Consider the following 20463-nt stretch of genomic DNA (forward strand, 5'->3'; position numbering starts at 1 on the left):
CGCCATCCTGCCCCTAAGGCTTGCGCTCAGACCTCGGCCTTCAGCTTGTCGGCGAGATCGGTGCGTTCCCAGGAAAATCCGCCATCCTCTTCCGGCGCGCGCCCGAAATGGCCATATGCGGCGGTGCGGGCATAGATCGGGCGGTTCAGGTCGAGATGGGTCCGGATGCCGCGCGGCGTGAGATCCATGACCTTGGGGATCGCGCGTTCGATGGCCGCCGCATCGACCTCGCCCGTGCCGTAGGTCTCGGCATAGATCGAGAGCGGCTTGGCGACGCCGATCGCATAGGAGACCTGGATCAGGCAGCGCTCGGCCAGCCCCGCGGCAACTACGTTTTTCGCCAGATAACGCGCGGCATAGGCCGCCGAGCGATCGACCTTGGTCGGGTCCTTGCCCGAGAACGCGCCGCCGCCATGCGGCGCGGCCCCGCCATAGGTGTCGACGATGATCTTGCGGCCCGTCAGGCCCGCATCCCCGTCGGGACCGCCGATGACGAAGGTGCCGGTCGGGTTGACCCACCATTCGGTCTCGGGCGTGATCCAGCCGTCGGGCAGGACCTCGCGGACGTAAGGCTCGACGATGGCCCGGATATCCGCCGAGCTCTGGCTCTCGTCGGCATGCTGGGTCGAGAGCACGATCTGCGTCACGCCCACCGGCTTGCCGCCTTCGTATCGGACCGAAAGCTGGGTCTTGGCATCGGGGCGCAAAAGCGGCTCGGTGCCGGATTTGCGAACCTCGGCCAGACGCCGGAGGATCGCGTGGGAATACTGGATCGGCGCCGGCATCAGCGCGTGGGTCTCGTTCGTGGCGTAGCCGAACATGATGCCCTGGTCGCCCGCCCCCTCGTCACCGCGCTCGCCGGTCACGCCTTGCGCGATATGCGCGGACTGCTCGTGCAGGAGGTTGGTGATCTCGACGGTCTCGTGGTGAAACTTGTCCTGCTCGTAGCCGATATCCTTGATGCAGGCGCGCACGATGTCCGGGACCGACGCCATGTAGCTCGCGAGCTTGTCCTGATCGGTCAGGCCGATCTCGCCGCCGATGACGACGCGGTCGGTGGTCGCGAAGGTCTCGCAGGCCACGCGGGCGAGCGGGTCCTCGGCCAGGAGAGCGTCGAGGATCGAGTCCGAGATGCGGTCACAGACCTTGTCCGGATGGCCCTCAGACACGGACTCCGAGGTGAAGATGTAGTCCTGTCGCGACATGGGGAAGTGCTCCATTGGGTCTATTGCCGCCACGCCAGGAAGCCGTTGTGACGGGTATTTTTCTACAGGCGCAGCTAAGCACCCCGCCCCTCGGGGTCAATCGGAATGTCTGCGCCTACCCGTCAGCGCCAAAAGGGCGAGCGCCAGAAGCAACAGAAACACCGGGATATCACCCGTTCGCGCATAAAGCGTGACCGGACCGGGCGGTGGCAACGGCAGATCGAGCGCGCCCTCGGCCCCGAGCGGCAGGGACCCGAGCACCCGCCCCCAGGGATCGATCACCGCCGAGACCCCGGTGTTCGCGGCGCGGAGCACCGGCAGGCCCTGCTCGATGGCGCGCAGCCGCGCTTGGGCGAGGTGCTGATACGGACCGGAGGCCGCGCCGAACCAGGCATCGTTTGTCAGTTGCAAAAGGAGAGCCGGGCGCTCGTCGGTGCCGCGCACATCCTGCGGGAACACCGCCTCGTAGCAGATGAGCGGCAGCGCCTTGCCGATGGCGCCGAGATCCATGAGCTGGGGTCCCGGACCCGCCGAATAGCCATACTCGGCCCGCTGCGCGAGCCCGCCTATGCCGACATGCCGGAAGGCCCAGGCCGCGGGCATGTATTCTCCGAACGGCACGAGGTGGTGCTTGTCATAGGTCTGGCTGACGGCACCGTCCGCGTTCATGTAGATCGCGGAATTGTAGTAGCGGCCCTCCTCGACGCGCTGAACGCCGATCACCATCGGGACCGAGCCGCCTTCCTCGTGCAGGATGGCAAGCGCCTCGCCCGCGTTGTCGAGCATCATCGGAAGCACGGTTTCGGGGGTGACGATCAGGTCCGGCCGAGGCTCAAGCCCGGTGTAGAAGACGAGCCGCTCGAAGAAGACCGGAATGCGGTCGCGTTTCCACTTCTCCGCCTGCGGTGCGTTGGGCTGCACGAGCCGCACGATGGGTCCCGCGCCCTCGTCCATCGCTCCGATCCGCGCCGCACCGCCGCCCCAGAGCCCGGCAAGGAGCGCGAGCGCCGCGAGGGCGGGGAGCGGGCGGCGGAGGGTCACGGCACGCGCGGCCAGCATCGCCGTCGTCAGGGTCAGAAGCACCAGCCCGTGCGGGCCGATCCAGGCGCTCCATTGCGCGACCGGCGTCTCGGTCCAGAAATAGCCGAGAAGACCCCACGGAAAGCCGGTGAGGATATAGGCGCGCGCCAGCTCTGCCAGCGTCCAGAGCGGGACCAATGCCCAGCGCTGACCGATCCGGGCTGATGCCCAGGCCGGCAGCGCCCAGAAGAGCGCCAGCCCCGCCGCGATCAGGACAAGCGCGAAGGGCGCCATCCACCCGGTCACCGCCGCATCGACCTGGAACGGTTCGGTGATCCAGTTGAGCGAGACCGCGAAATAGCCGACGCCGAAGGTCCAGCCGCTCCATCCCGCGACGCGCGGCCTGCGTGCGCCCGAGATCAGGGCGACGCCCAGAACGAGCGCCGGGAGCGCGACATACCACAGCGACCAGGGCGCCTGCCCCAATGCGAAAAGCCCGCCCAGCCCGAGGGCCAGAGCGGGCCGCGCGAGGGCGCTGCGCTTGCGGCGCAGGCCGCTGGTCTCAGCCACTGCCTGCAGCGGCGCCTCCGCTCGCGGTTCGGATATTGGCCGCCGCGGCGGTGCCCGCGGTTCCGGGCAACCGCACCCGCAGCCGCTTGATGCGGCGCGGATCGGCGTCGATCACCTCGAACTCGACCCCCGCCGGATGCGGAACCATCTCGCCCCGCGCCGGGACGTGCCCGGCGAGCGCGAAGACGAGACCACCCAGGGTGTCGATCTCCTCGGCGTCGATATCGTCGCTTTCGGTGAGCTGCAGACCGATCTCGGCCTCGAACTCGTCGAGCGAGGTCTTGGCCTGCGCGATGTAGCAGCCGGTCTTTTCCAGCCGGAAGGTCTTGTCCTCGTCGGTGTCGTGTTCGTCCTCGATCTGGCCGATCACCTGTTCGATCAGGTCTTCGATCGTCACCAGACCGTCGACCCCGCCATATTCGTCGATGACCAGAGCCATGTGACGGCGTTCGGACTGCATCTTCGTCAGGAGAACGCCAATGGGCATCGAGGGCGGGACAAAGACGAGCGGGCGCAGCATCTTCTTGAGATTGAAGCGCGTGCCCGAGCCGTTGAACCCGTGCATGAGCGCGAAGTCCTTCAGGTGCACCATGCCCACGGGCGTATCCAGGGTGCCCGTATAGACCGGCAGCCGCGTCAGACCGCTGTCGCGGAAGATCTTGACGAGCTCGTCCTTGGTGATCGTGTCGGGCACCGCGATGATGTCGGCCTTCGGGATCGACACGTCATCGACGCGCATCCGGCGGAGGTTGATCATGCCGTGGGTGCGAAGAATGGAGGCCGGAGCGCTGTGTCCGTTCGCCTCTTCGTCCTGGTCAGTCTCCTGTCCCGAGAACGCATCGAATATCCAGCGGAACAATCCCTGTCCGCCCGCTTCGGTCCTGTCCGTGTCTTGCGCGCTCTGCGCAGCGTTAGACGAGCCGTCTGTGTCGCCCATTATCCTCTGTCTGTCCTTCTGTGGCAGCAGGGCCAAGCCCTGCGGGAAGTATGTGGTCTCTCATGCGCGTTTGCCAAGAGCCCCGGGCCGCAAGGCCGATGCTCCGGTTGCGGCCATGTCACGGCTCCTGCGCATAGGGGTCGGCGATTCCGAGACCGGCCAGGATCTTGGTCTCCAACGCCTCCATCCGAAGGGCGTCGGCGTCGGTTTCGTGATCATAGCCCAAAAGATGCAAGGTTCCGTGAACGACCAGATGGGTGACATGATCGTCGAAACTGAGGCCCGCGGCCAGTGCCTCGGCGGTGCAGACCCCGAAGGCCAGCGCAATATCGCCCAAGGCCTCGTCCTCGTCTGCCGGTGGCGGCAGATCCGGCGCCGCGCCGGGCTGCTCGGGCGCGAGATCCCAGGCGGGCCAACTCAGCACGTTGGTGGGACGCGGCTTCTTGCGGAACTCCGCGTTGAGGGTCGCGATGCGGGCATCCGAGCAGCCAAGGACTGCGATCTCGTAGCCCTCGGGGTCGACCCCCGCGCCCCGGAGAGCCGCCTGCGCGGCGCGCTCGGCGATCTCGGCCAGACCGGTCCCCTCCCAGTCGGGGCCCTCCAGAACCGTCTCGGTCAGCATCGCGCGCTCAGCCCGGCTGGGGGCTGTCGCGGTCATAGGCCTCGATGATCGCGGCGACGAGCGGATGGCGCACCACGTCTTTCGCGGTGAAGTAGTTGAAGCTGATCTTGGGGATCCCGGTCAGGAGCCGCTCGGCATCCTTCAGGCCCGACTGCACGCCGCGCGGCAGGTCGATCTGGCTTCGGTCACCGGTGATTACCATACGCGACCCTTCGCCGAGGCGCGTCAGGAACATCTTCATCTGCATCGAGGTGGCGTTCTGCGCCTCGTCGAGTACCACGAAGGCGTTCGACAGCGTGCGACCGCGCATGAAGGCCAGGGGCGCGATCTCGACCGTCTTTTCCTCCATCATCCGGGCAAGCTGCTTGCCGGGGAGGAAGTCGTTCAGCGCGTCGTAGAGCGGCTGCATGTAGGGGTCGATCTTCTCCTTCATGTCGCCAGGCAGAAAGCCCAGGCGCTCGCCCGCCTCGACCGCGGGGCGCGACAGGATGATCTTGTCGACCGCGCCGGTGATGAAGAGATTCACCCCCACCGCGACGGCGAGATAGGTCTTGCCGGTGCCCGCGGGGCCGATGCCGAAGGCCAGCTCGTTCTCGTAGAGCGACCGGACATAGGCCTTCTGCGCCTCGGTTCGCGGCTCGATCAGCTTCTTGCGCGTCTTGATCTCGACCTTGCCGCCGCCGAACATCTCGAGCTGGTCGGCCGGGCTCCCGCCCTCGGTGCCCATGCGGAACTCGCGGTCGATATCGCCGTGGCCCACGGGGCGGCCCTGCTCGAGCCGGTTGTAGAGCGATCTCAGGACCTCGATGGCCTCGGTCTGCGCGGCGGGCTCGCCATGCACCGACAGGTAGTTGCCGCGGCGCAGGATCTGCACGCCAAGGCGGCTTTCGATATCGGTCAGGTTGCGGTCGAACTCACCACAAAGCTCGATCAAAAGGCGGTTGTCTGGGAATTCGATGCTGGCTTCTGTCAGGGTGGCAGCGTTCACTCAGGTCTCCGGGTCTGCGAGTCTGTCGATATTGTCCCAAGCCAGCCGGGTAAGGGCAAGCGCGGGACGGCTCAGGCGCAATGAAAAAGGCCGCGCATGGGAAAAACCATGCACGGCCCGGTGACATCTTGATGAACCTGCGGCGGTCAGAGCGGGTCTCCGATGATGGACGTGGAGCCGCCCTTGAAATCCCCCACCGTCGAGGTCGGTGGCGCGGCGCCCGAACAGACCGGCTTGCCGTATTTGTCGAGCCGCTGCGACAGGTAGCCTTCGACGCCGTCGTCGATGATCCAGTGGTCGCAGCCGTTCGGATCGATCCAGATACCGGCCTTGAGCTGGCTGAGATCCTTGGAATCGATGCCGCGGTCGATGGACTTGTCGGGGCCGTAGGCGCCGAAGCCCTCGCCCAGTTCGCATCCGGCCAGTGCAAAGGCGGCCAGCCCGAGAAGCGAAAGTTTTGTGATGGTCATGGCCACGCTCCTCAACGGATACAGATGATTTCGACGCGGCGGTTCTTCGCCATGCCCTCGGTCGTGGCGTTCGACGCCGCGGGCATCCGCTCGCCGTAGCCGCGGATGTCGACGATATTGGCGCCGACCGAGCGGCCCACCTTGGCGACCGCGTTGGCGCGGTTGTAGCTGAGCTTCATGTTGTATTCGTCGGAGGCCCGGCTGTCGGTATGGCCCGCGATCACGAAGGCCGTGGCCGAGGCGGAGCTGAAGAACTCGGCCAGGCGCTGCTTGCCGCCCGGAGAGATCGCGTAGCGGTCGGTGGCGAAGAACTGGTCGGTGTTCATCACGCCGCAGACATTGCCGCGGCGGCAGACCGGGATGCCTTTGCGGTTCACGTGGGGGCTCATGTAGCCCTCGACACCGTCATCCATGACCCAGTGCTCGCAGCCATCGGGATCGACCCAGATGCCGGGAATATATTGCTCGCCCACCACGACGGTTCGCGTGTTCTGGGTCGAGATCACGGGAGCGCCCAGGCTCTCCGTGTCGGCAAAGGCTGGCGCCGCTGTCACACTCATCGCCAGCGCGGTCAGCGCGGCGGCCAGGCGGCCCGTCCCGTAGATGTAGCTCCCCACAGCCATGTCCCTTCCGATACCGTTGACTGCGCCCGTTTCGGCAGCGCGCAGGCGCGCACGACCGTTCAAACGCTTAATAGTCGCCAGAGTATCAACAAATTTTTTTCTGTGAAGCGAAAACCACAAGATATTGTAGCGGCCGGGGAAACAATCACGAGCCGTGACCGGCGGGCACCAAGGGTCGAATGAGGTCGATCAGCGGCCCCCTCTCGGGACGGCGCATAGACGCTCAGAGCGTCACGAGCTCGCCCATCAGCGAGTTCGGACCGCTTTCCACGATGCGGACGCGCCTCAGATCTCCCGGAGCGATACCGTCCGCGGCGACATGCACGGCATGGAGATGGTCGGACTTGCCCACCATCTGCCCCGCGAACCGTCCCGGTTTTTCGAACAATACGCCGACCTCGCGCCCGACCATCGCGTCCTGCGCGGCGCGCTGGTGCTTGACAAGAAGGGCCTGAAGCCGCTGGAGACGCTCGTCCTTCACCTCTTCGGACAGCTGATCGCGCTCTGCGGCAGGCGTGCCCGGGCGGGTCGAGTACTTGAAGGAGAAGGCCGAGCCGTAGCGGACCTCGTCGATCAGATCGAGGGTCGCCTGGAAGTCCTCTTCGGTCTCCTCGGGAAAGCCCACGATGAAATCGCCGGAGAGATGCAGGTCGGGACGCGCGGCGCGGAGCCGCTCGATCAAGCGGACGTACTCCTCGGCGGTGTGCTGGCGGTTCATCCGCTTCAGGATCCGGTCGGAGCCCGCCTGCACCGGCAGGTGCAGGTAGGGCATGAGTTTCTCGCATTCGCCATGTGCCGCGATGAGCGCGTCGTCCATGTCGTTCGGATGCGAGGTCGTGAAGCGGATGCGCAGAAGCCCGTCGATCTCGGCCAGCGCGTGGATCAGGCCCGCGAGTCCGCCCTCGTGCCCGTGATAGGCGTTGACGTTCTGACCGAGAAGCGTGATCTCGCGCACGCCGCGCTTGACCAGATCGTGCGCCTCGGCGATCACGCGGTCCGCCGGGCGCGACACTTCGGCCCCGCGCGTATAGGGCACGACGCAGAAGGCACAGAACTTGTCGCAGCCCTCCTGCACGGTCAGAAACGCCGTCGGCCCGCGCGCGGCCTTGGGGCGCGCGGCGAGATGGGCGAACTTGTCCTCTTCCGGAAATTCCGTGTCGAGCGCCTTGGCCCCTGCCCCGGCCCGCGCGGCAAGTTCGGGCAGGCGATGGTAGCTCTGCGGTCCGACCACGAGATCGACCATCGGCTGGCGCCGCATGATCTCTTCGCCCTCGGCCTGGGCGACGCAGCCCGCAACGCCGATCTTGAGGTCGGGTTTCTCGGCCTTGAGGCTCTTGTAGCGACCGAGCTCGGAATAGACCTTTTCGGCGGCGCGTTCACGGATGTGGCAGGTGTTCAGCAGGATCATGTCCGCATCGTCGGGACGATCCGTGGTGACATAGCCCTCGCCGCCCAGCGCTTCGGACATGCGCTCGCTGTCATAGACGTTCATCTGACAGCCATAGGTCTTGATGAAGAGCTTTTTCGGCTGGGTCATCTCTGGCGCTCCGGCAACGGGGTCGAGGCCGGGGCATATCGCATCCGAGGCCCGGCTTGCAATGACCCCCGCTTTCACGAATTCTGAACCGCGGAACGGCAGAATGGGGCGCCATGCGCTACGACTCTCTGGACAGCTTTCTCTCGACCGGCAAGGACGCGCTGGCCCGCGGGCCGGTGGCGCTGATCTTCATCGAGGACGAGGTCGAGATCGACACCACGATCCGGCACCATCAGCAGCTGGGCTTTGCCGCGGTCGTGACCTTCATGCCTACCGTGTTCGCGCTGCCGCCCGATCTCGACGGTTTCGTGCACCGGGTGGATTACGACACCGCCGCCGAGGACGCGGCACAGAGCGCGGTCAACGCGATCATCCCTGCGGCACCGGGCGTCTGGCTTTATTACTGCTACAACGCCGAATACCTGTTTCACCCGTTCTGCGAGACGCGGACCGTGGAAGAGATGCTGGCCTTTCACACCGAAGAGCGCCGCGACGCGATGCTCACCTATGTGATCGATCTCTACGCCGCCGATCTTGCGCGCAATCCGACGGCCGTGTCGCTCGACGAGGCGTTTCTCGATCGGTCGGGATATTACGCCCTGGCCCGGCAGGACGCCGCGAATCACAACCATCCGAAGGAACGGCAGCTCGATTTCTTCGGCGGGCTGCGCTGGCGCTACGAAGAGCACGTGCCCGCCGATCGGCGCAAGATCGACCGCATCGCGCTCTTCAAGGCGAAGCCGAACCTGATGCTGAGGTCGGACCACACATTCTCGGACGAAGAATACAACACCTATGCCTGCCCCTGGCACAACAACCTGACATCCGCGATCGTCAGCTTCCGAACCGCCAAGGCGCTGAAGCGCAACCCCGGCTCGGCCTTCGATATCGGAAGCTTCCAGTGGTACAACTCGGCGCCGTTCGAATGGCATTCGCGGCAGCTTCTGGACCTGGGGCTGATGGAGCCTGGTCAGTGGTTCTGAGCGGGCGGCGGCCTCCGGGACGGAGGCCGAACGAAATCCGGACCGGATTTCGCGCGGATTTCGGTTCGAAATCCGCCTCGCCCGGGCCCCTCAGTCGAACTCTTCGGTGACGATGTCGCCATCCTCGACGCCGATCTCTTTCAGTGCGCCCGAGATGTCCTCGATCATCTTGTCCGGCCCGCAGACATAGCACTTGCCCGCGCCCGGCGTGACATGCTGCGCCAGCATTTCCTTGCCGATCATGCCCATGCAAAGCGGCGAGCTCGGCTCGTCTGTCACCGTGAACACGCATTTGAGCCCCGGCATCCGCTCGAACGTGTCGCGCAGGATGATGTCCTTCTCGGTCATGTTGGAGAAGATCAGCGTCGAGCCTTCGAGCGTCCCGTTTTCTTTGAGCCGCTTCTTCAGGATCGCGATGAACGGCGTGATCCCGGCCCCGCCCGCGATGAACCAGCCCGCGCCCTTGTCGGCGATGGCGCCCCAGGGATCGTCGATCACCGCCTTGTCGCCCGGCTTCATCTTCGCGATCTGCTCGGTCACCCCGTCATGCGACGGGTAGGACTTGATCACGAACTCGAGCATGTCGTCTTCGGGCAGCGAGGTGAAGGTGAAGGGACGCTTCTCGTCGCGCCACTCGTCGCGGTCGAGCGCCAGGTCGACGGCCTGGCCGGGTGCGAAGTCGAAGCCGTCCGGCCGGTCGAAGACGAGATGGTAGGTGTCGTGGGTGACGGGCGTGATCGAGGTCAGGGTCAGCTTGTGGGACATGAATCGGCTCCTTCTGTTGCCGATCCAACGCCCCCTGATGCGGCGGGTTCCTCAGATCGACGGATCGAAGGTGCAGGGCATCATATGCCCGCCGCTCGCCCGCTCGAGGGTTCCGTCCCGGAAGATGCCATGCGCGTAGGTCGCGCCGGTCAGATAGGACACGCAGGTCAGCCCGGCCTGCATGATGTCGTTCTCGAATCCGGCCTCGCCGCCCATGGCCGCCGCCGCCTCCTCCCGGGTCATGCCCGGGGTGAGGCCCGGCACGTCCTGCATAACCGGCATCGCGCCACCGGTCGGAGCCGTGCTCTGGGGTGCATCGCCACAGGCCGCGAGTGACAGGGACAGGATTGCCAGGACCGGGATCGTCAGACGCATCGCGCTCGCCTCCTCAGAGATTGTCGTATTGCGGCATGCCGAGGACGTGGAAGCCGCCATCGACATGGATAACCTCGCCGGTCGTGCAGGCGCCCGCATCCGAGGCCAGCCAGACCGCCGTGCCGCCGACCGCGTCGAGCGTCGCATTGGCGCGCAGGGGCGCGTTCATGTCGGTGTGCTTGTAGGTCTTGCGCGCGCCACCGATGGCCGCCCCGGCCAGGGTCTTCATCGGTCCGGGCGAGATCGCGTTCACGCGGATGCCCTCGGGTCCCAGATCGTTGGCGAGGTAGCGCGTCGCGCTTTCCAGCGCCGCCTTGGCCACGCCCATCACGTTGTAATTCGGCACGACCTTGTTCGAGCCCTGATAGGTCAGCGTCAGGAGCGTCCCGCCCTTCTCGACCATCAGCGGATGGGCGCGCCGGGCGACCTCGATGAAGCTGTAGCAGGAGATGTCGAGCGACGCCTTGAAGTTCGCCCGGCTCGTGTTGAGGAACCGCCCCGTCAGCTCCGACTTGTCGGAAAAGGCGATGGCGTGGACGAGAAAATCGAGACTGTCCCAGCGCTCGCCGAGCGCCGCGAAGGCCGCATCGAGCGACGCATCGTCGGTGACATCCACGTCGACCATGAAATCCGAGCCGACGCTTTCCGCCAGGGGCTTCAGCCGCGACCCGAAGGCCTCGCCCTGGTAGGTGAAGGCCAGCTCGGCCCCGGCCCCGGCCATCGCCTTGGCGATACCCCAGGCAATCGAGCGTTCGTTGGCGACGCCCATCACCAGACCGCGTTTTCCGTCGAGAACTCCGCTCATATCCGCCGTCCCGTCCCGTGATCAGTCTTTGAACTTGCTCAGAAGCATCGATCCGTTCGTGCCTCCGAAGCCGAAGGAGTTGGTCATGACCGTGTCGAGCCCAGCGTTCTCGACCAGCTCGGTCGCGATCTCCTCGGGCTTCAGCGCCGGGTCGAGGGTCTCGACATTGATCGAGGGCGTGATGAAGTCGTGCTCGAGCATGAGAAGGCAGTAGATCGCCTCCTGTGCGCCGGTTGCGCCCTGGCTGTGGCCCGTCATCGACTTGGTCGAGCTGACCGGAGGCGTGCTGCCATCGCCGAAGACGCGGCGCACCGCCTCGATCTCTCCGACATCGCCCACAGGCGTCGAGGTGCCGTGCGCGTTGATATAGCCGACGCTGCGGCCTTCGGGCAGCGTCTGAAGCGCCAGCCGCATGGCGCGCTCGCCGCCCTCGCCCGAGGGCGCGACCATGTCGTGGCCGTCCGACGTGGCCCCGTAGCCGGTGACCTCGGCATAGATCTTGGCGCCGCGGGCCTTCGCGTGCTCCAGTTCCTCGAGCACCACGATGCCGCCGCCGCCGCCGATGACGAACCCGTCGCGGTTCGCGTCGAAGGCGCGCGAGGCACGCTCCGGCGTGTCGTTATACTTCGACGACATCGCGCCCATCGCGTCGAAGAGGCAGGACAGCGTCCAGTCCAGTTCCTCGCCGCCGCCCGCGAACATCAGGTCCTGCTTGCCCATCATGATCTGCTCGGCAGCGTTGCCGATGCAATGCAGCGAGGTCGAGCAGGCCGAGGTGATCGAGTAGTTGATGCCCTTAATCTTGAACGCGGTCGAGAGATTGGCCGAGATCGTCGAGGACATGCATTTCGGCACCGCGAAGGGGCCGATGCGCTTAGGGGCGCCGCTGTTCAGCACCGTCTGATGTGCCGCGAACATGGCACTGGTCGAGGGCCCGCCCGAACCCGCCACAAGACCGGTGCGCGGGTTGGAGATGTCGCTCTCTTCCAGACCGGCATCTGCGATGGCCTGGCTCATCGCGATATGCGCATAGGCCGCGCCCGGCCCCATGAACCGCAAAGTGCGCTTGTCGACATGCTCGGAGACGTCGAGCTTCACGTTGCCGGCGATCTGGCTTCGGAAGCCGTGCTCCTTCATGTCCTCGTTCGCGGTGATGCCGGATTTGCCGGCCTTGAGCGAGGCGAGGACCTCTTCGGCAGTGTTGCCGATGCTGGAGACGATCCCCAACCCTGTAACGACGACGCGGCGCATGCTCTCTCCCAGTCTTTATGCGGAATCTGTGTAGGCCAGTGCTGCCGGGAGGCGCAAGCAAACGATGGCCGATGCCGGGTCTCCGGCTGGCCTCTTCGCTCGCGCCCTGCGTCTCGCGGATCAGCTTTCGCTGAGGGCCACCTTCATGTCCTTGACGAGATAGATGGTTTCGCCATCGGCCTCGACCCGGCCGTCGGCGACACCCATCGTCAGGCGGCGCGTCTGCACGGCCTTCGTGAAATCGACGTAATAGGTCAGCTTCTTGCGGTCGGGCCGGACCATGCCGGTGAGCTTCACCTCGCCCACACCGAGCGCGTAGCCGCGTCCCGGCCAGCCGCGCCAGCCGAGGTTGAAGCCGGTGAGCTGCCAGAGCCCGTCGAGACCCAGACAGCCGGGCATGATCGGGTTGCCGGGGAAATGGCACTCGAAGAACCACAGGTCTGGGGTGATGTCGAACTCGGCAACGACGTGGCCCTTGCCATGCGGCCCGCCATCGCCCGAGATGTCGGTGATGCGGTCCATCATCAACATCGGCGGCGCCGGAAGCTGGGCGTTGCCCGGCCCGAACAGCTCGCCCCGGGCGCATTTCAGGAGATCGTCCTTGTCGAAGCTGGTCGGATACTCGGCCATTGGCTGCCTGCCCTTTTGGTTGCCTTCCCTTGGCCGACCGCTCTATCAGAGCGCGTAACGCGCATGCAAGCCTGCCCATTTCCGCGGCTTTTGACGTGTCATAGGCTTTTCATTTGAAATTCTCCCGGTCCGACCGCTATATATCGGGTGGTTTCGAGATCCAGAGGACGGCACGGACGCATGCAGAGCGACGCACAGAAGCGGGGACGGGAGTGGCTGAGCCAGGCCGATCTGCGACCGACGCGCCAACGCCTTGCGCTGGCCGAGCTTCTGGTCGGCGACGGCAAGAACCGCCATGTGACCGCCGAAAGCCTCTTTGCCGCGGCCGAGGCGCGCGGCGAGAAGGTGTCGCTTGCGACCGTCTACAACACGCTCCGCGCCTTCTGCGATGCGGGGCTGATGCAGGAAGTCACCGTCGACGGCACGAAGAGCTATTTCGACACCAACACCCACGACCATCCGCATTTCTTCTGGGAGGATGACGGCACGCTCACCGACGCGCCCGCCGACCAGTTGGAAATCGCGCGGCTTCCGTCGGTGCCCGACGGTGCCGAGATCGCGTCGGTCGATGTGGTGATCCGTCTGCGCCGCGCGCCCTGAGCGCTCAGGCCGCCTCTTCCGCGAACCGCTCCGCCAATGTGACCGCTCCGTCCAGCGCGCTTCCGCGTGGCGGTATGAGTGCAGCGCGCACCGGCTCGGACAGCGCCTCGGCATAGGCCTCGGACAGACCGCCCTGAAGACAGATCGGCTCATGCCCGCGCCAGCCGAGCGCGCCCAGCGCACGGTCGAGATAGGCCGCACCCTCTTCGATCAGCGCCTGCGCCACCGCGTCGCCGTTCTGGGCGGCGGTCACGACCTGGGGTGCGATCTCGGCGAAATCCGACGGGCGCGCGCGGCTTGCGAAGCCCACGATCCCGCTCATGCCGCCCTTCGCCGCCAGAAGGCCGTCGAGCGCCGGCGTCATCGGTCCGAGCCCCTCGGCCGCGTGCAGCGCGCGGGTGAGGTAGGAGCGGCCAAGCCAAGCGCCCGAGGCCTCGTCCCCGAGAATGAGACCATGCCCGCCCAGCGCCTGAAGGCGACCGCCCTCTTGCCGCGCGAGGAACGAGCCGGTGCCGATATTGATCACCGCGCCATCGGCGCTGCCGAGCGCACCCACGACCGAGGCGCGCCAATCCTCTTCGACCCGGCACCGCATCAGCGGCAGCGCGCGCGCGACGCGCTGGCCCACTTCGGCGTCGATCACGCCTGCGAGCGCAAGATAGGCCGGCACTTCGGAGAGCTTGCGGCGCGCGCGGGAGCCCAGCGCATGGATGCCGTCCCAGAGCACTTCGAGCGCGGCGTCGAAATCGGTGAACACGTTCGCGCCGGTGCCGCGATGCTCGATCCGGCCCTCGCCCGTCACAAGAACGAACCGCGAGGTGCTGCCGCCCGCATCAACTGCGATCAGGGTCTGCGCGCTGTCCATCGCCTTTCGCTCCTCCGGTTGACGCCCTGCACTGGTACCCGCGGCCGGACTCGAACCGGCACGGCTTGCGCCTGGGGATTTTAAGTCCCCTGTGTCTACCATTCCACCACGCGGGCCTGCATTTCGGCTGAGCTTATAGACGCGTCGCGCGGCGTGGAAAGATCACAGTTTCTCGCCGGGCGGTTCTCGGAGAAGATAGCGCTCCGAAAGCCACGGATTCAGATTTAGCGCCTCGCGCAACACGCGCTGGCCCTCCGCATCGCGGCCAAGCCCGATTAGCGTCAGCGCCTTTCCGGCCAGCGCCGCGACATGACGCGGCGCGAGGTCGAGCGTGGCATCGAGATCGGGCAGCGCGGCGGCGAAATCCTCGCGCAGGAAACTGACGAAGGCGCGCTGGTTGTAGCCCTCGGCATAGTCCGGGCAGTAATCGACAAGCCGGTCGAAAAGCTCCAGCGCGCGCAGGTAGTTGTAGCTCTCTCTCGCACGAATCCCCTCGTCGAGAAGCGACTGCGCGGCCTCGTCCGGCGCATCGCGCCAAAGTGCCCACATCTCGCCCGTCACCGCCCGCGCGGCCATCTCGGTTGGCGCGTCCTGCACGCGGGCAAGAAGCGCGTCGAAGGCCTCGGAATGATCGGGCGCTGCGGGACACTCCGCAAAAGCGGGGAGCGGCACGAGTAGCAAGGCGAAAAGGCGCATCATGCGATGATGCTCCTCCCGACGCCCCGCTCCCGTCAAGTCACGTCTGCGAGCCCATCCTCCTTCACCGCCTGCATCGCGACATAGGTGGAGGTGTTGGAGATATGCGGCAGCTGGGAGATCCGCTCTGCCAGCACCCGGCGGTAGCTGCGCATGTCGGACGTTCTGACCTTGAGCAGGTAGTCGAAACTCCCGGCGATGAGGTGAGCCTGTTCGACCTCGTCGACCTTGGCCACCGCCGCGTTGAACTCCGCCAGCGCCGCTTCGCGCGTATCGCTGAGGCGCACCTCCACGAAGGCCACGTGGTCGAGCCCGAGGCGGACCGGATCGAGGATTGCGCGATAGCCCCGGATCACGCCCGCTTCTTCGAGCCGCTTCAGCCGGGCCTGCGTGGGGGATTTCGACAGCCCGATGCGCCGGGACAGTTCGGTGATGGAGATCCGCCCCTCCTGCTCGAGGGTGTCGAGGATCGAGGTGTCGAACGTGTCGAGATCGAAATTGTCGTCTTTCACGAAAACTCTCCGAGTTTCGGGTCAAATGATTGGAAACCAAGATCTGAACGGGAAAAACAGCGTTAACCTGACAGCGAGCCTATGCCAAAAGCCCGCCGGATGCCACGGAAAGAAGCGCTTGCGCCGCGTTTGCCGAAGCCGGAGGCGCTCGGCCTGCCCCGGCCCGCCGTCGCTTGCGCAAGGCCAGCCACGCTCGGCGCCGCATCAGGGCCCACATGGGTCAATTCACTTGACCAAATCAGGAATTGCGTCACGCTCGGACCATGTTTCCAATACGAGATCATAATCCCTCGGGCTCGACGCCCTACGTCACCTACCTGCTGATCGCCGCGAATATCGGAGCCTTCCTGCTCTATTTCGAGCGGCTCTACAGCGGCGACGGGCTTATGAACTTCTGGCTCGATTACGCGCTCGTGCCGCGCAACATCACCAATGGCCACTCGGCCCTGGGCTTCTTCACCCACATGTTCCTGCATGGCGGCATCATGCATCTCGTCGGCAACATGCTGTTCCTGTTCATCTTCGGCGACAATATCGAGCACGAGATGGGGCCGGTGGGCTTCACCTTCCTCTATTTCGCCTCGGGGCTCGGAGCTGCGCTGCTGCAATACATGGCCGCGCCCTTCTCGACGATCCCGATGGTCGGCGCCTCGGGTGCCGTGGCGGGCGTGATGGGCGCCTATCTCCTGATGTTTCCGCGCGCGCGGATCGACGTGATCGTCATCATCGTCATCATCTTCAAGCGGCTGAACCTGCCGGCCTGGGCGATGCTGATCTTCTGGTTCGGCCTCCAGCTCTGGGGCAGCTGGTCGACGCCGGCCGATATCGGCGGCACGGCCTACTGGGCGCATATCGGCGGCTTCGTCGTCGGTCTCGTGCTGGCCATTCCGCTCTGGATTTCGCGCGGCGGTCCCCGCTACTGGCGCATCACCGACGGCCACCCCCCGCATCCCGAGGGGGAGTTCTGGTCCGGCAGTACGGACGTCCCGAAGGTACCGAGAAAATGACCGATCCCGTCACACTCACTTGCCATTGCGGCGCCGTCGAACTGCGCGTGACGCTGGTCGACGGCCTCGAGACCGCGCGCCGCTGCGACTGTTCTTATTGTCGGCGGAGGGGAGCGCCCGCGGTCAGCGTCAAGCTCGCCGATCTGCAGGTGGTGCGCGGCGCGGACAGCCTGACGCTCTACGAGTTCGGCACGAAGACGGCCAAGCACCATTTCTGCTCGGTCTGCGGCATCTACATGTATCACCGCCGCCGCTCGGACCCGAGCCAGTTCGGCGTGAACATGGGCGCGATCGAAGGCGTCAATCCGAGAGACCACGAACCGATCCGCTGGGCGGACGGGGTCAATCATCCCTCGGACAGCTAGGCTCAAACCTCGCGGATGGTCCGCGCGAGCTGGTCGTAGAGATGGCCGTTGGCGCAGAGGATCGTGCCCGCCTCGAGCGGGTCCTGCTCTTCGCGCACGGCCGAGACCAGCGCGCCCGCCTCGAGCGCGATCAACGACCCGGCGGCGGTGTCCCAGATGTTGAGCTCGCGCTCCCAGTAGCCGTCGTAGCGGCCAGCGGCCACGTAGGCGAGATCGAGCGCCGCCGAGCCGAAGCGCCGGACACCGGCACAGATCGGCATCAGCTTGGCGAGATCCTTCAACGTCGCGGGCAGCGTGTGCTTGGCGGCGAAGGGAACGCCGGTCGCGAAAACCGCCTCGATCATCCGGTTGCGGCCGGACACGCGCAGGCGCTTGTTGTCGTTGAGCCAGGCGCCCGAGCCCTTCTCGGCGTAGAACATCTCGTCCTTGGCGGCGTCGTAGACCACGCCCGAGACGATCTTGCCCTTGTGCTCGAGCGCGATGGACACCGCCCAATGCGGCAGGCCGTGCAGGAAGTTGGTGGTGCCGTCGAGCGGATCGACGATCCAGCGGCGGGTCGGGTCCTCGCCCGCGATCTCGCCGCCTTCCTCGGCCAGCCAGCCATAGGTCGGGCGCGCGCCCAGAAGCTCTTCGCGCAGGATCTTTTCCGCCGCGAGATCGGCGCGGCTGACGAAGTCGCCCGCGCCTTTCATCGACACCTGGAGGTTCTCGACCTCGCGGAAATCCTTGACCAAAGAGCGGCCCGCCTTGCGCGCCGCCTTGAGCATGATGTTGAGATTGGCGCTGCCCTGCATCCTGCCCCCGGGGTCTAGTCGGCTTCGTCAGGGCGCGCGTATAGACCCCCTCGGCGGGGAAGCCAAGGGGCCGGGTCGAGCGGGTTTAGCGGTAGATCACGCCCTTCTCGCCGATCGGGGCGTAAACGCCCTTCTCGCCCACGGGCGCGTAGCTGTGGCGATGGGCCTTCGCGGCGTAGCGCTTGGTGCCACCGGCGCGGTTCACATACGGGCCCGCATTGGGTTCGCCGCAGCAGATGACGCCGCCCATCATCACCGGTTGCTGACCGGCGGGGCAGTTGTTCTCGACATTCGGAACCGAATGCATGAGCACGTTCGAGTTGGGATTATGGGTCGCGTCGCCCTTGTAGCTGTCGTCCCATGCCAGTGCCGGACCGGCGGTCAGCGCCAGCGCGACGGCGCCCGAAAATGTCAGAAGTCGCATATCATGCCCCCGAATACCGCGCATGGCGCGCCGGTTTCTGGGAGAAAACCCTGACAGTAACAGGCGCTTGCGTCAAAAGCTTCGGCCGGAAACGAGCTGTTTCCATTTCGGAAACGTGGCGCAAAGGACTCAGACGCCAGACGCGAAACGCCCCGTGGACGGATGCGAGGGAAGAGCATCCAGCCCACAGGGCGCCTACACTTGGAACCGTAACGGAACTCGTGCCTTCAAAGTTCCGACGGAAGATCGCTTTAGAAGCGGTAGTTGACCGAGACGTTGGCCGTCGTGGCGTCTGCCTCGATGCCGTCGGCCTCATCAAACTCGTCGAACTTGTGATACAGCAGCTCGGAGCCGATGGTGACGTTGTCGGTCACGTAGGTCTCGACACCGAGACCGGCGAAGTAGCCGTCCGCGTCGCCGATGTCGTCCTCTTCGACCATGGCCTTCGCGTAGCCGCCGGTACCATAGAGGAAGGTGTTGCCGAGATCGGCACCGCCACGGACGCCAGCGCGGAACACGCCGTCGATATTTGCGGCACCATCGCCAAGCTCGATATCGGCGCCATCATACTGCAGGCCGCCACCGAGGACGTAGTTGCCGAAATCGTAGTCGTAATAAGCGCGTGCACCGTAGAGCATGCCGTCGCCGTCGATCTCGGCGTCGCCGTCGGTTTCGACATTGCCGTAGCCGAGCTGCAGACCGGTCGAGAAGCCGGTCCAGTCGCGGACGGGTGCGGGGGCTTCGATCGCGACCGGGGCCATCGGTGCCGGATCTTCGAGACCCGCTTCGATGTTGCCTGCCATGGCCGGAACGGTTGCGGTGGTGCCCAAGAGGGCGGCGAGTGCGAGAGTGCGTTTCATCGAGCTCTCCTTTCGTGCGTTGTTAGCGCCGGACAGTACGCCGGCTTCCAGAGGGAAATGCGCATCACCGGCCCTCCGTTCCACCCCGAACCGGTCACGCCTTCGTGGCGTCCTTGCTGCAACGCGGCGCGGATTTCCCGAAAAAGGACGGAACCGGCGAGAGATGGCCGACTGCCGGTGGTTTTCCCTGCAAACCCTCGCCGAAACTGGCGTTTGAGGGCCTGTAATGCGGAAAAACGGCGCCTGGAGCGCAATGACAAAGGGCCGCCCCTTGACAGGAACGGCCAGGAATTCGTCAGCAAAAATATGCGCAAGAGGCGCGTAAGCTCTGGGGAACTCGTCGATTTTCTCTCGATAGCTGGTCCAGCGGATCAGGCAGGGAACAGACGCTCTCCCGCCGGGCGGCCTCTGGCGCGCAGATCAGCCGGTGAAGCGCGACACGATCAGAACGCCCGCCCAGGCCGAGACGCCCGTCAGCACCGCGCCCCAGAGCGTGTCGGAGATCACCATCTGCCAGGACCAGTTCTTCATGATCGACATCGAGGTGAACTCGTAGGTGCCATAAGCCATCGCCCCCAGGATCGCCCCGTGGAGAAGCGCCCGTCCCGGCTCGCCATCGCGCAGCGCCGGGTGCGAGATCAGGAAGACCAGCCCCGCGACATAGGCCAGGTAGAAGAGCCCCGCCGGTGCCATCATCGGGCTGTCGCGCATCGCGTCGCCCAGATGCTTGGTGAAGAGCGGCTTCATCACGAAGGTGAGCATGATCGCGTCGACCACGAGGAAGATCACGGCTGTGATGAGATAGAGGATCATGGTCGGCCCCGAGATTGGTTCGACACCGAACGTGTCAAAGCGGCGGGTGTTCCCGCCGCCTCCGCCGAGTGCACGGGCCCGTGATCGCCGGGCCCGCGATTACGAGGCTTGCATCACTGCCGCCGCAGGGCCGAGCCGGTCGCCCGGGCAACCGCCTCGCCTTCCGAGGCCTCGACGGCGCGCAGGGCACGGATTTCGGTGCGGATCGCGGAGCGCGGATCGGCCTCGCTGGCTTCCTCGGCCCGCTCCAGCGCCAGAGCGAACCGGAGCGCCAGCCGTGGCGATGCGGGGACAGGCATCACCACGGCCGGTGCGGCGAGACCGTGAACCGGTCCCGGGGCGCCCGTTGCCGCCATCGCGTTTGAGGAGAGCGTGACGGCAGCGAGCGCGGAGAGAAAGAGCTTGGTCATTGGAAAAGTCCTTGGCTAAGGCGTTGAGGGAAACGTCTTCGGTAAGGACAGGTGTAGGGGATCGGAGAGCGCGGCGCAGTGACGCGGGTCACAGGGGCGTCGAGCTTACTATTTTCCATGGAACAAGAAGTTGGTGAATATCGCCAAACATAAGGAGTTATTTCGAGCAGGCCTCCATCATGATCCTAGGCTCAGGACTCATAGCCAGTAGATGACGATAGCGGCGAGAGCGATGGCCGAGAGGAAGACCTTGGGGCATCTGTCGTATCGCGTGGCCACCCGCCGCCAGTCCTTGAGCCTGCCGAACATGATCTCGCATCGCTGCCCGGCAGTGCA

The 20463-nt window shown here is 65.6% G+C and carries 25 protein-coding genes, 1 tRNA gene and 1 riboswitch; of the genes, 4 read left to right on the plus strand and 22 right to left on the minus strand.

Annotated features, from left to right (window positions below; genetic code table 11):
* Window positions 1-26: 26 nt before the first annotated feature.
* The 8 genes from metK to miaB all read right to left on the minus strand — a co-directional run bounded on the left by metK (window position 27) and on the right by miaB (window position 7972).
* Entirely contained in the window at window positions 27-1205 is a 1179-nt protein-coding gene (metK, locus tag ACFQ4E_RS14545) for a methionine adenosyltransferase (RefSeq protein ID WP_386804784.1), read from the minus strand.
* Between the two features lie 7 nt (window positions 1206-1212).
* A riboswitch (SAM-SAH riboswitch) is annotated at window positions 1213-1262 on the minus strand.
* A gap of 39 nt (window positions 1263-1301) precedes the next feature.
* Entirely contained in the window at window positions 1302-2795 is a 1494-nt protein-coding gene (lnt, locus tag ACFQ4E_RS14550) for an apolipoprotein N-acyltransferase (protein WP_386804786.1), read from the minus strand.
* Complete coding sequence (locus ACFQ4E_RS14555; RefSeq protein ID WP_386804788.1) at window positions 2788-3732, minus strand: hemolysin family protein; 945 nt, start codon at window positions 3730-3732, stop codon at window positions 2788-2790. The genes lnt and ACFQ4E_RS14555 overlap by 8 nt, the downstream gene beginning before the upstream one ends.
* Before the next feature lie 118 nt (window positions 3733-3850).
* Window positions 3851-4354 (minus strand): rRNA maturation RNase YbeY, encoded by a 504-nt coding sequence (gene ybeY / locus ACFQ4E_RS14560; RefSeq protein WP_386804790.1) that lies wholly within the window; start codon window positions 4352-4354, stop codon window positions 3851-3853.
* A 7-nt stretch (window positions 4355-4361) separates the two neighbouring features.
* Window positions 4362-5342, minus strand: coding sequence for a PhoH family protein (locus ACFQ4E_RS14565; RefSeq protein ID WP_386804792.1), 981 nt, complete (start codon window positions 5340-5342; stop codon window positions 4362-4364).
* 146 nt (window positions 5343-5488) lie between these two features.
* Window positions 5489-5812 (minus strand): hypothetical protein, encoded by a 324-nt coding sequence (locus ACFQ4E_RS14570; protein WP_386804794.1) that lies wholly within the window; start codon window positions 5810-5812, stop codon window positions 5489-5491.
* Between the two features lie 11 nt (window positions 5813-5823).
* Complete coding sequence (locus ACFQ4E_RS14575) at window positions 5824-6435, minus strand: OmpA family protein (RefSeq protein ID WP_386804796.1); 612 nt, start codon at window positions 6433-6435, stop codon at window positions 5824-5826.
* A 223-nt stretch (window positions 6436-6658) separates the two neighbouring features.
* Window positions 6659-7972 (minus strand): tRNA (N6-isopentenyl adenosine(37)-C2)-methylthiotransferase MiaB, encoded by a 1314-nt coding sequence (gene miaB, locus ACFQ4E_RS14580; protein ID WP_386804798.1) that lies wholly within the window; start codon window positions 7970-7972, stop codon window positions 6659-6661.
* 113 nt (window positions 7973-8085) lie between these two features.
* On the opposite strand from miaB, the gene ACFQ4E_RS14585 reads away from it, so the two are divergent.
* Window positions 8086-8955, plus strand: coding sequence for a hypothetical protein (locus ACFQ4E_RS14585; protein ID WP_386804799.1), 870 nt, complete (start codon window positions 8086-8088; stop codon window positions 8953-8955).
* Between the two features lie 90 nt (window positions 8956-9045).
* On the opposite strand, the gene ACFQ4E_RS14590 is transcribed toward ACFQ4E_RS14585, so the two are convergent.
* The 5 genes from ACFQ4E_RS14590 to fabA form a co-directional block, all read right to left on the minus strand.
* Window positions 9046-9720, minus strand: a complete 675-nt coding sequence (locus tag ACFQ4E_RS14590) for an FAD-binding oxidoreductase (RefSeq protein ID WP_386804801.1) — start codon at window positions 9718-9720, stop codon at window positions 9046-9048.
* A 51-nt stretch (window positions 9721-9771) separates the two neighbouring features.
* On the minus strand, window positions 9772-10095 hold the full coding sequence (locus tag ACFQ4E_RS14595; protein WP_386804803.1) for a hypothetical protein: 324 nt from the start codon (window positions 10093-10095) through the stop codon (window positions 9772-9774).
* A gap of 13 nt (window positions 10096-10108) precedes the next feature.
* Window positions 10109-10900, minus strand: coding sequence for an enoyl-ACP reductase FabI (locus ACFQ4E_RS14600; protein WP_386804805.1), 792 nt, complete (start codon window positions 10898-10900; stop codon window positions 10109-10111).
* A gap of 21 nt (window positions 10901-10921) precedes the next feature.
* Window positions 10922-12151: a beta-ketoacyl-ACP synthase I gene (gene fabB, locus ACFQ4E_RS14605; protein WP_386804806.1), complete on the minus strand. Its 1230-nt coding sequence runs from the start codon at window positions 12149-12151 to the stop codon at window positions 10922-10924.
* Between the two features lie 120 nt (window positions 12152-12271).
* Entirely contained in the window at window positions 12272-12781 is a 510-nt protein-coding gene (gene fabA, locus ACFQ4E_RS14610; protein ID WP_386804807.1) for a bifunctional 3-hydroxydecanoyl-ACP dehydratase/trans-2-decenoyl-ACP isomerase, read from the minus strand.
* Between the two features lie 180 nt (window positions 12782-12961).
* Here fabA and irrA point away from each other — a divergent pair, with 180 nt between their 5' ends.
* A complete protein-coding gene (gene irrA / locus ACFQ4E_RS14615) occupies window positions 12962-13381 on the plus strand; it encodes an iron response transcriptional regulator IrrA (protein ID WP_386804808.1) in 420 nt (139 codons plus the stop codon).
* A 4-nt stretch (window positions 13382-13385) separates the two neighbouring features.
* Here irrA and ACFQ4E_RS14620 read toward each other — a convergent pair whose 3' ends face one another.
* The 4 genes from ACFQ4E_RS14620 to ACFQ4E_RS14635 form a co-directional block, all read right to left on the minus strand.
* Window positions 13386-14246, minus strand: coding sequence for a BadF/BadG/BcrA/BcrD ATPase family protein (locus ACFQ4E_RS14620; RefSeq protein ID WP_386804810.1), 861 nt, complete (start codon window positions 14244-14246; stop codon window positions 13386-13388).
* Window positions 14247-14278: 32 nt separating this feature from the next.
* Window positions 14279-14362: transfer RNA gene (locus tag ACFQ4E_RS14625), tRNA-Leu, on the minus strand.
* Between the two features lie 46 nt (window positions 14363-14408).
* The gene (locus tag ACFQ4E_RS14630; protein ID WP_386804812.1) at window positions 14409-14945 is read right to left on the minus strand and encodes a tetratricopeptide repeat protein; all 537 of its coding nucleotides are present in this window, start codon (window positions 14943-14945) and stop codon (window positions 14409-14411) included.
* 32 nt (window positions 14946-14977) lie between these two features.
* On the minus strand, window positions 14978-15454 hold the full coding sequence (locus tag ACFQ4E_RS14635; protein WP_386804814.1) for an Lrp/AsnC family transcriptional regulator: 477 nt from the start codon (window positions 15452-15454) through the stop codon (window positions 14978-14980).
* A 263-nt stretch (window positions 15455-15717) separates the two neighbouring features.
* On the opposite strand from ACFQ4E_RS14635, the gene ACFQ4E_RS14640 reads away from it, so the two are divergent.
* Entirely contained in the window at window positions 15718-16461 is a 744-nt protein-coding gene (locus ACFQ4E_RS14640) for a rhomboid family intramembrane serine protease (protein ID WP_386804816.1), read from the plus strand.
* A complete protein-coding gene (locus tag ACFQ4E_RS14645) occupies window positions 16458-16826 on the plus strand; it encodes a GFA family protein (RefSeq protein WP_386804818.1) in 369 nt (122 codons plus the stop codon). The genes ACFQ4E_RS14640 and ACFQ4E_RS14645 overlap by 4 nt, the downstream gene beginning before the upstream one ends.
* Before the next feature lie 2 nt (window positions 16827-16828).
* Here the strand turns inward: ACFQ4E_RS14645 and ACFQ4E_RS14650 are convergent, their stop codons facing one another.
* The 5 genes from ACFQ4E_RS14650 to ACFQ4E_RS14670 form a co-directional block, all read right to left on the minus strand.
* A complete protein-coding gene (locus tag ACFQ4E_RS14650) occupies window positions 16829-17620 on the minus strand; it encodes an inositol monophosphatase family protein (protein ID WP_386804820.1) in 792 nt (263 codons plus the stop codon).
* An 85-nt stretch (window positions 17621-17705) separates the two neighbouring features.
* Entirely contained in the window at window positions 17706-18044 is a 339-nt protein-coding gene (locus ACFQ4E_RS14655; RefSeq protein ID WP_386804822.1) for a hypothetical protein, read from the minus strand.
* Window positions 18045-18295: 251 nt separating this feature from the next.
* The gene (locus ACFQ4E_RS14660; RefSeq protein ID WP_386804824.1) at window positions 18296-18904 is read right to left on the minus strand and encodes an outer membrane protein; all 609 of its coding nucleotides are present in this window, start codon (window positions 18902-18904) and stop codon (window positions 18296-18298) included.
* A 420-nt stretch (window positions 18905-19324) separates the two neighbouring features.
* On the minus strand, window positions 19325-19717 hold the full coding sequence (locus ACFQ4E_RS14665) for a DUF2177 family protein (RefSeq protein ID WP_386804825.1): 393 nt from the start codon (window positions 19715-19717) through the stop codon (window positions 19325-19327).
* Window positions 19718-19830: 113 nt separating this feature from the next.
* On the minus strand, window positions 19831-20127 hold the full coding sequence (locus ACFQ4E_RS14670) for a hypothetical protein (protein WP_386804827.1): 297 nt from the start codon (window positions 20125-20127) through the stop codon (window positions 19831-19833).
* Between the last annotated feature and the right edge of the window lie 336 nt (window positions 20128-20463).

Source organism: Litorisediminicola beolgyonensis, from assembly GCF_042679605.1.
Lineage (GTDB): Bacteria > Pseudomonadota > Alphaproteobacteria > Rhodobacterales > Rhodobacteraceae > Litorisediminicola > Litorisediminicola beolgyonensis.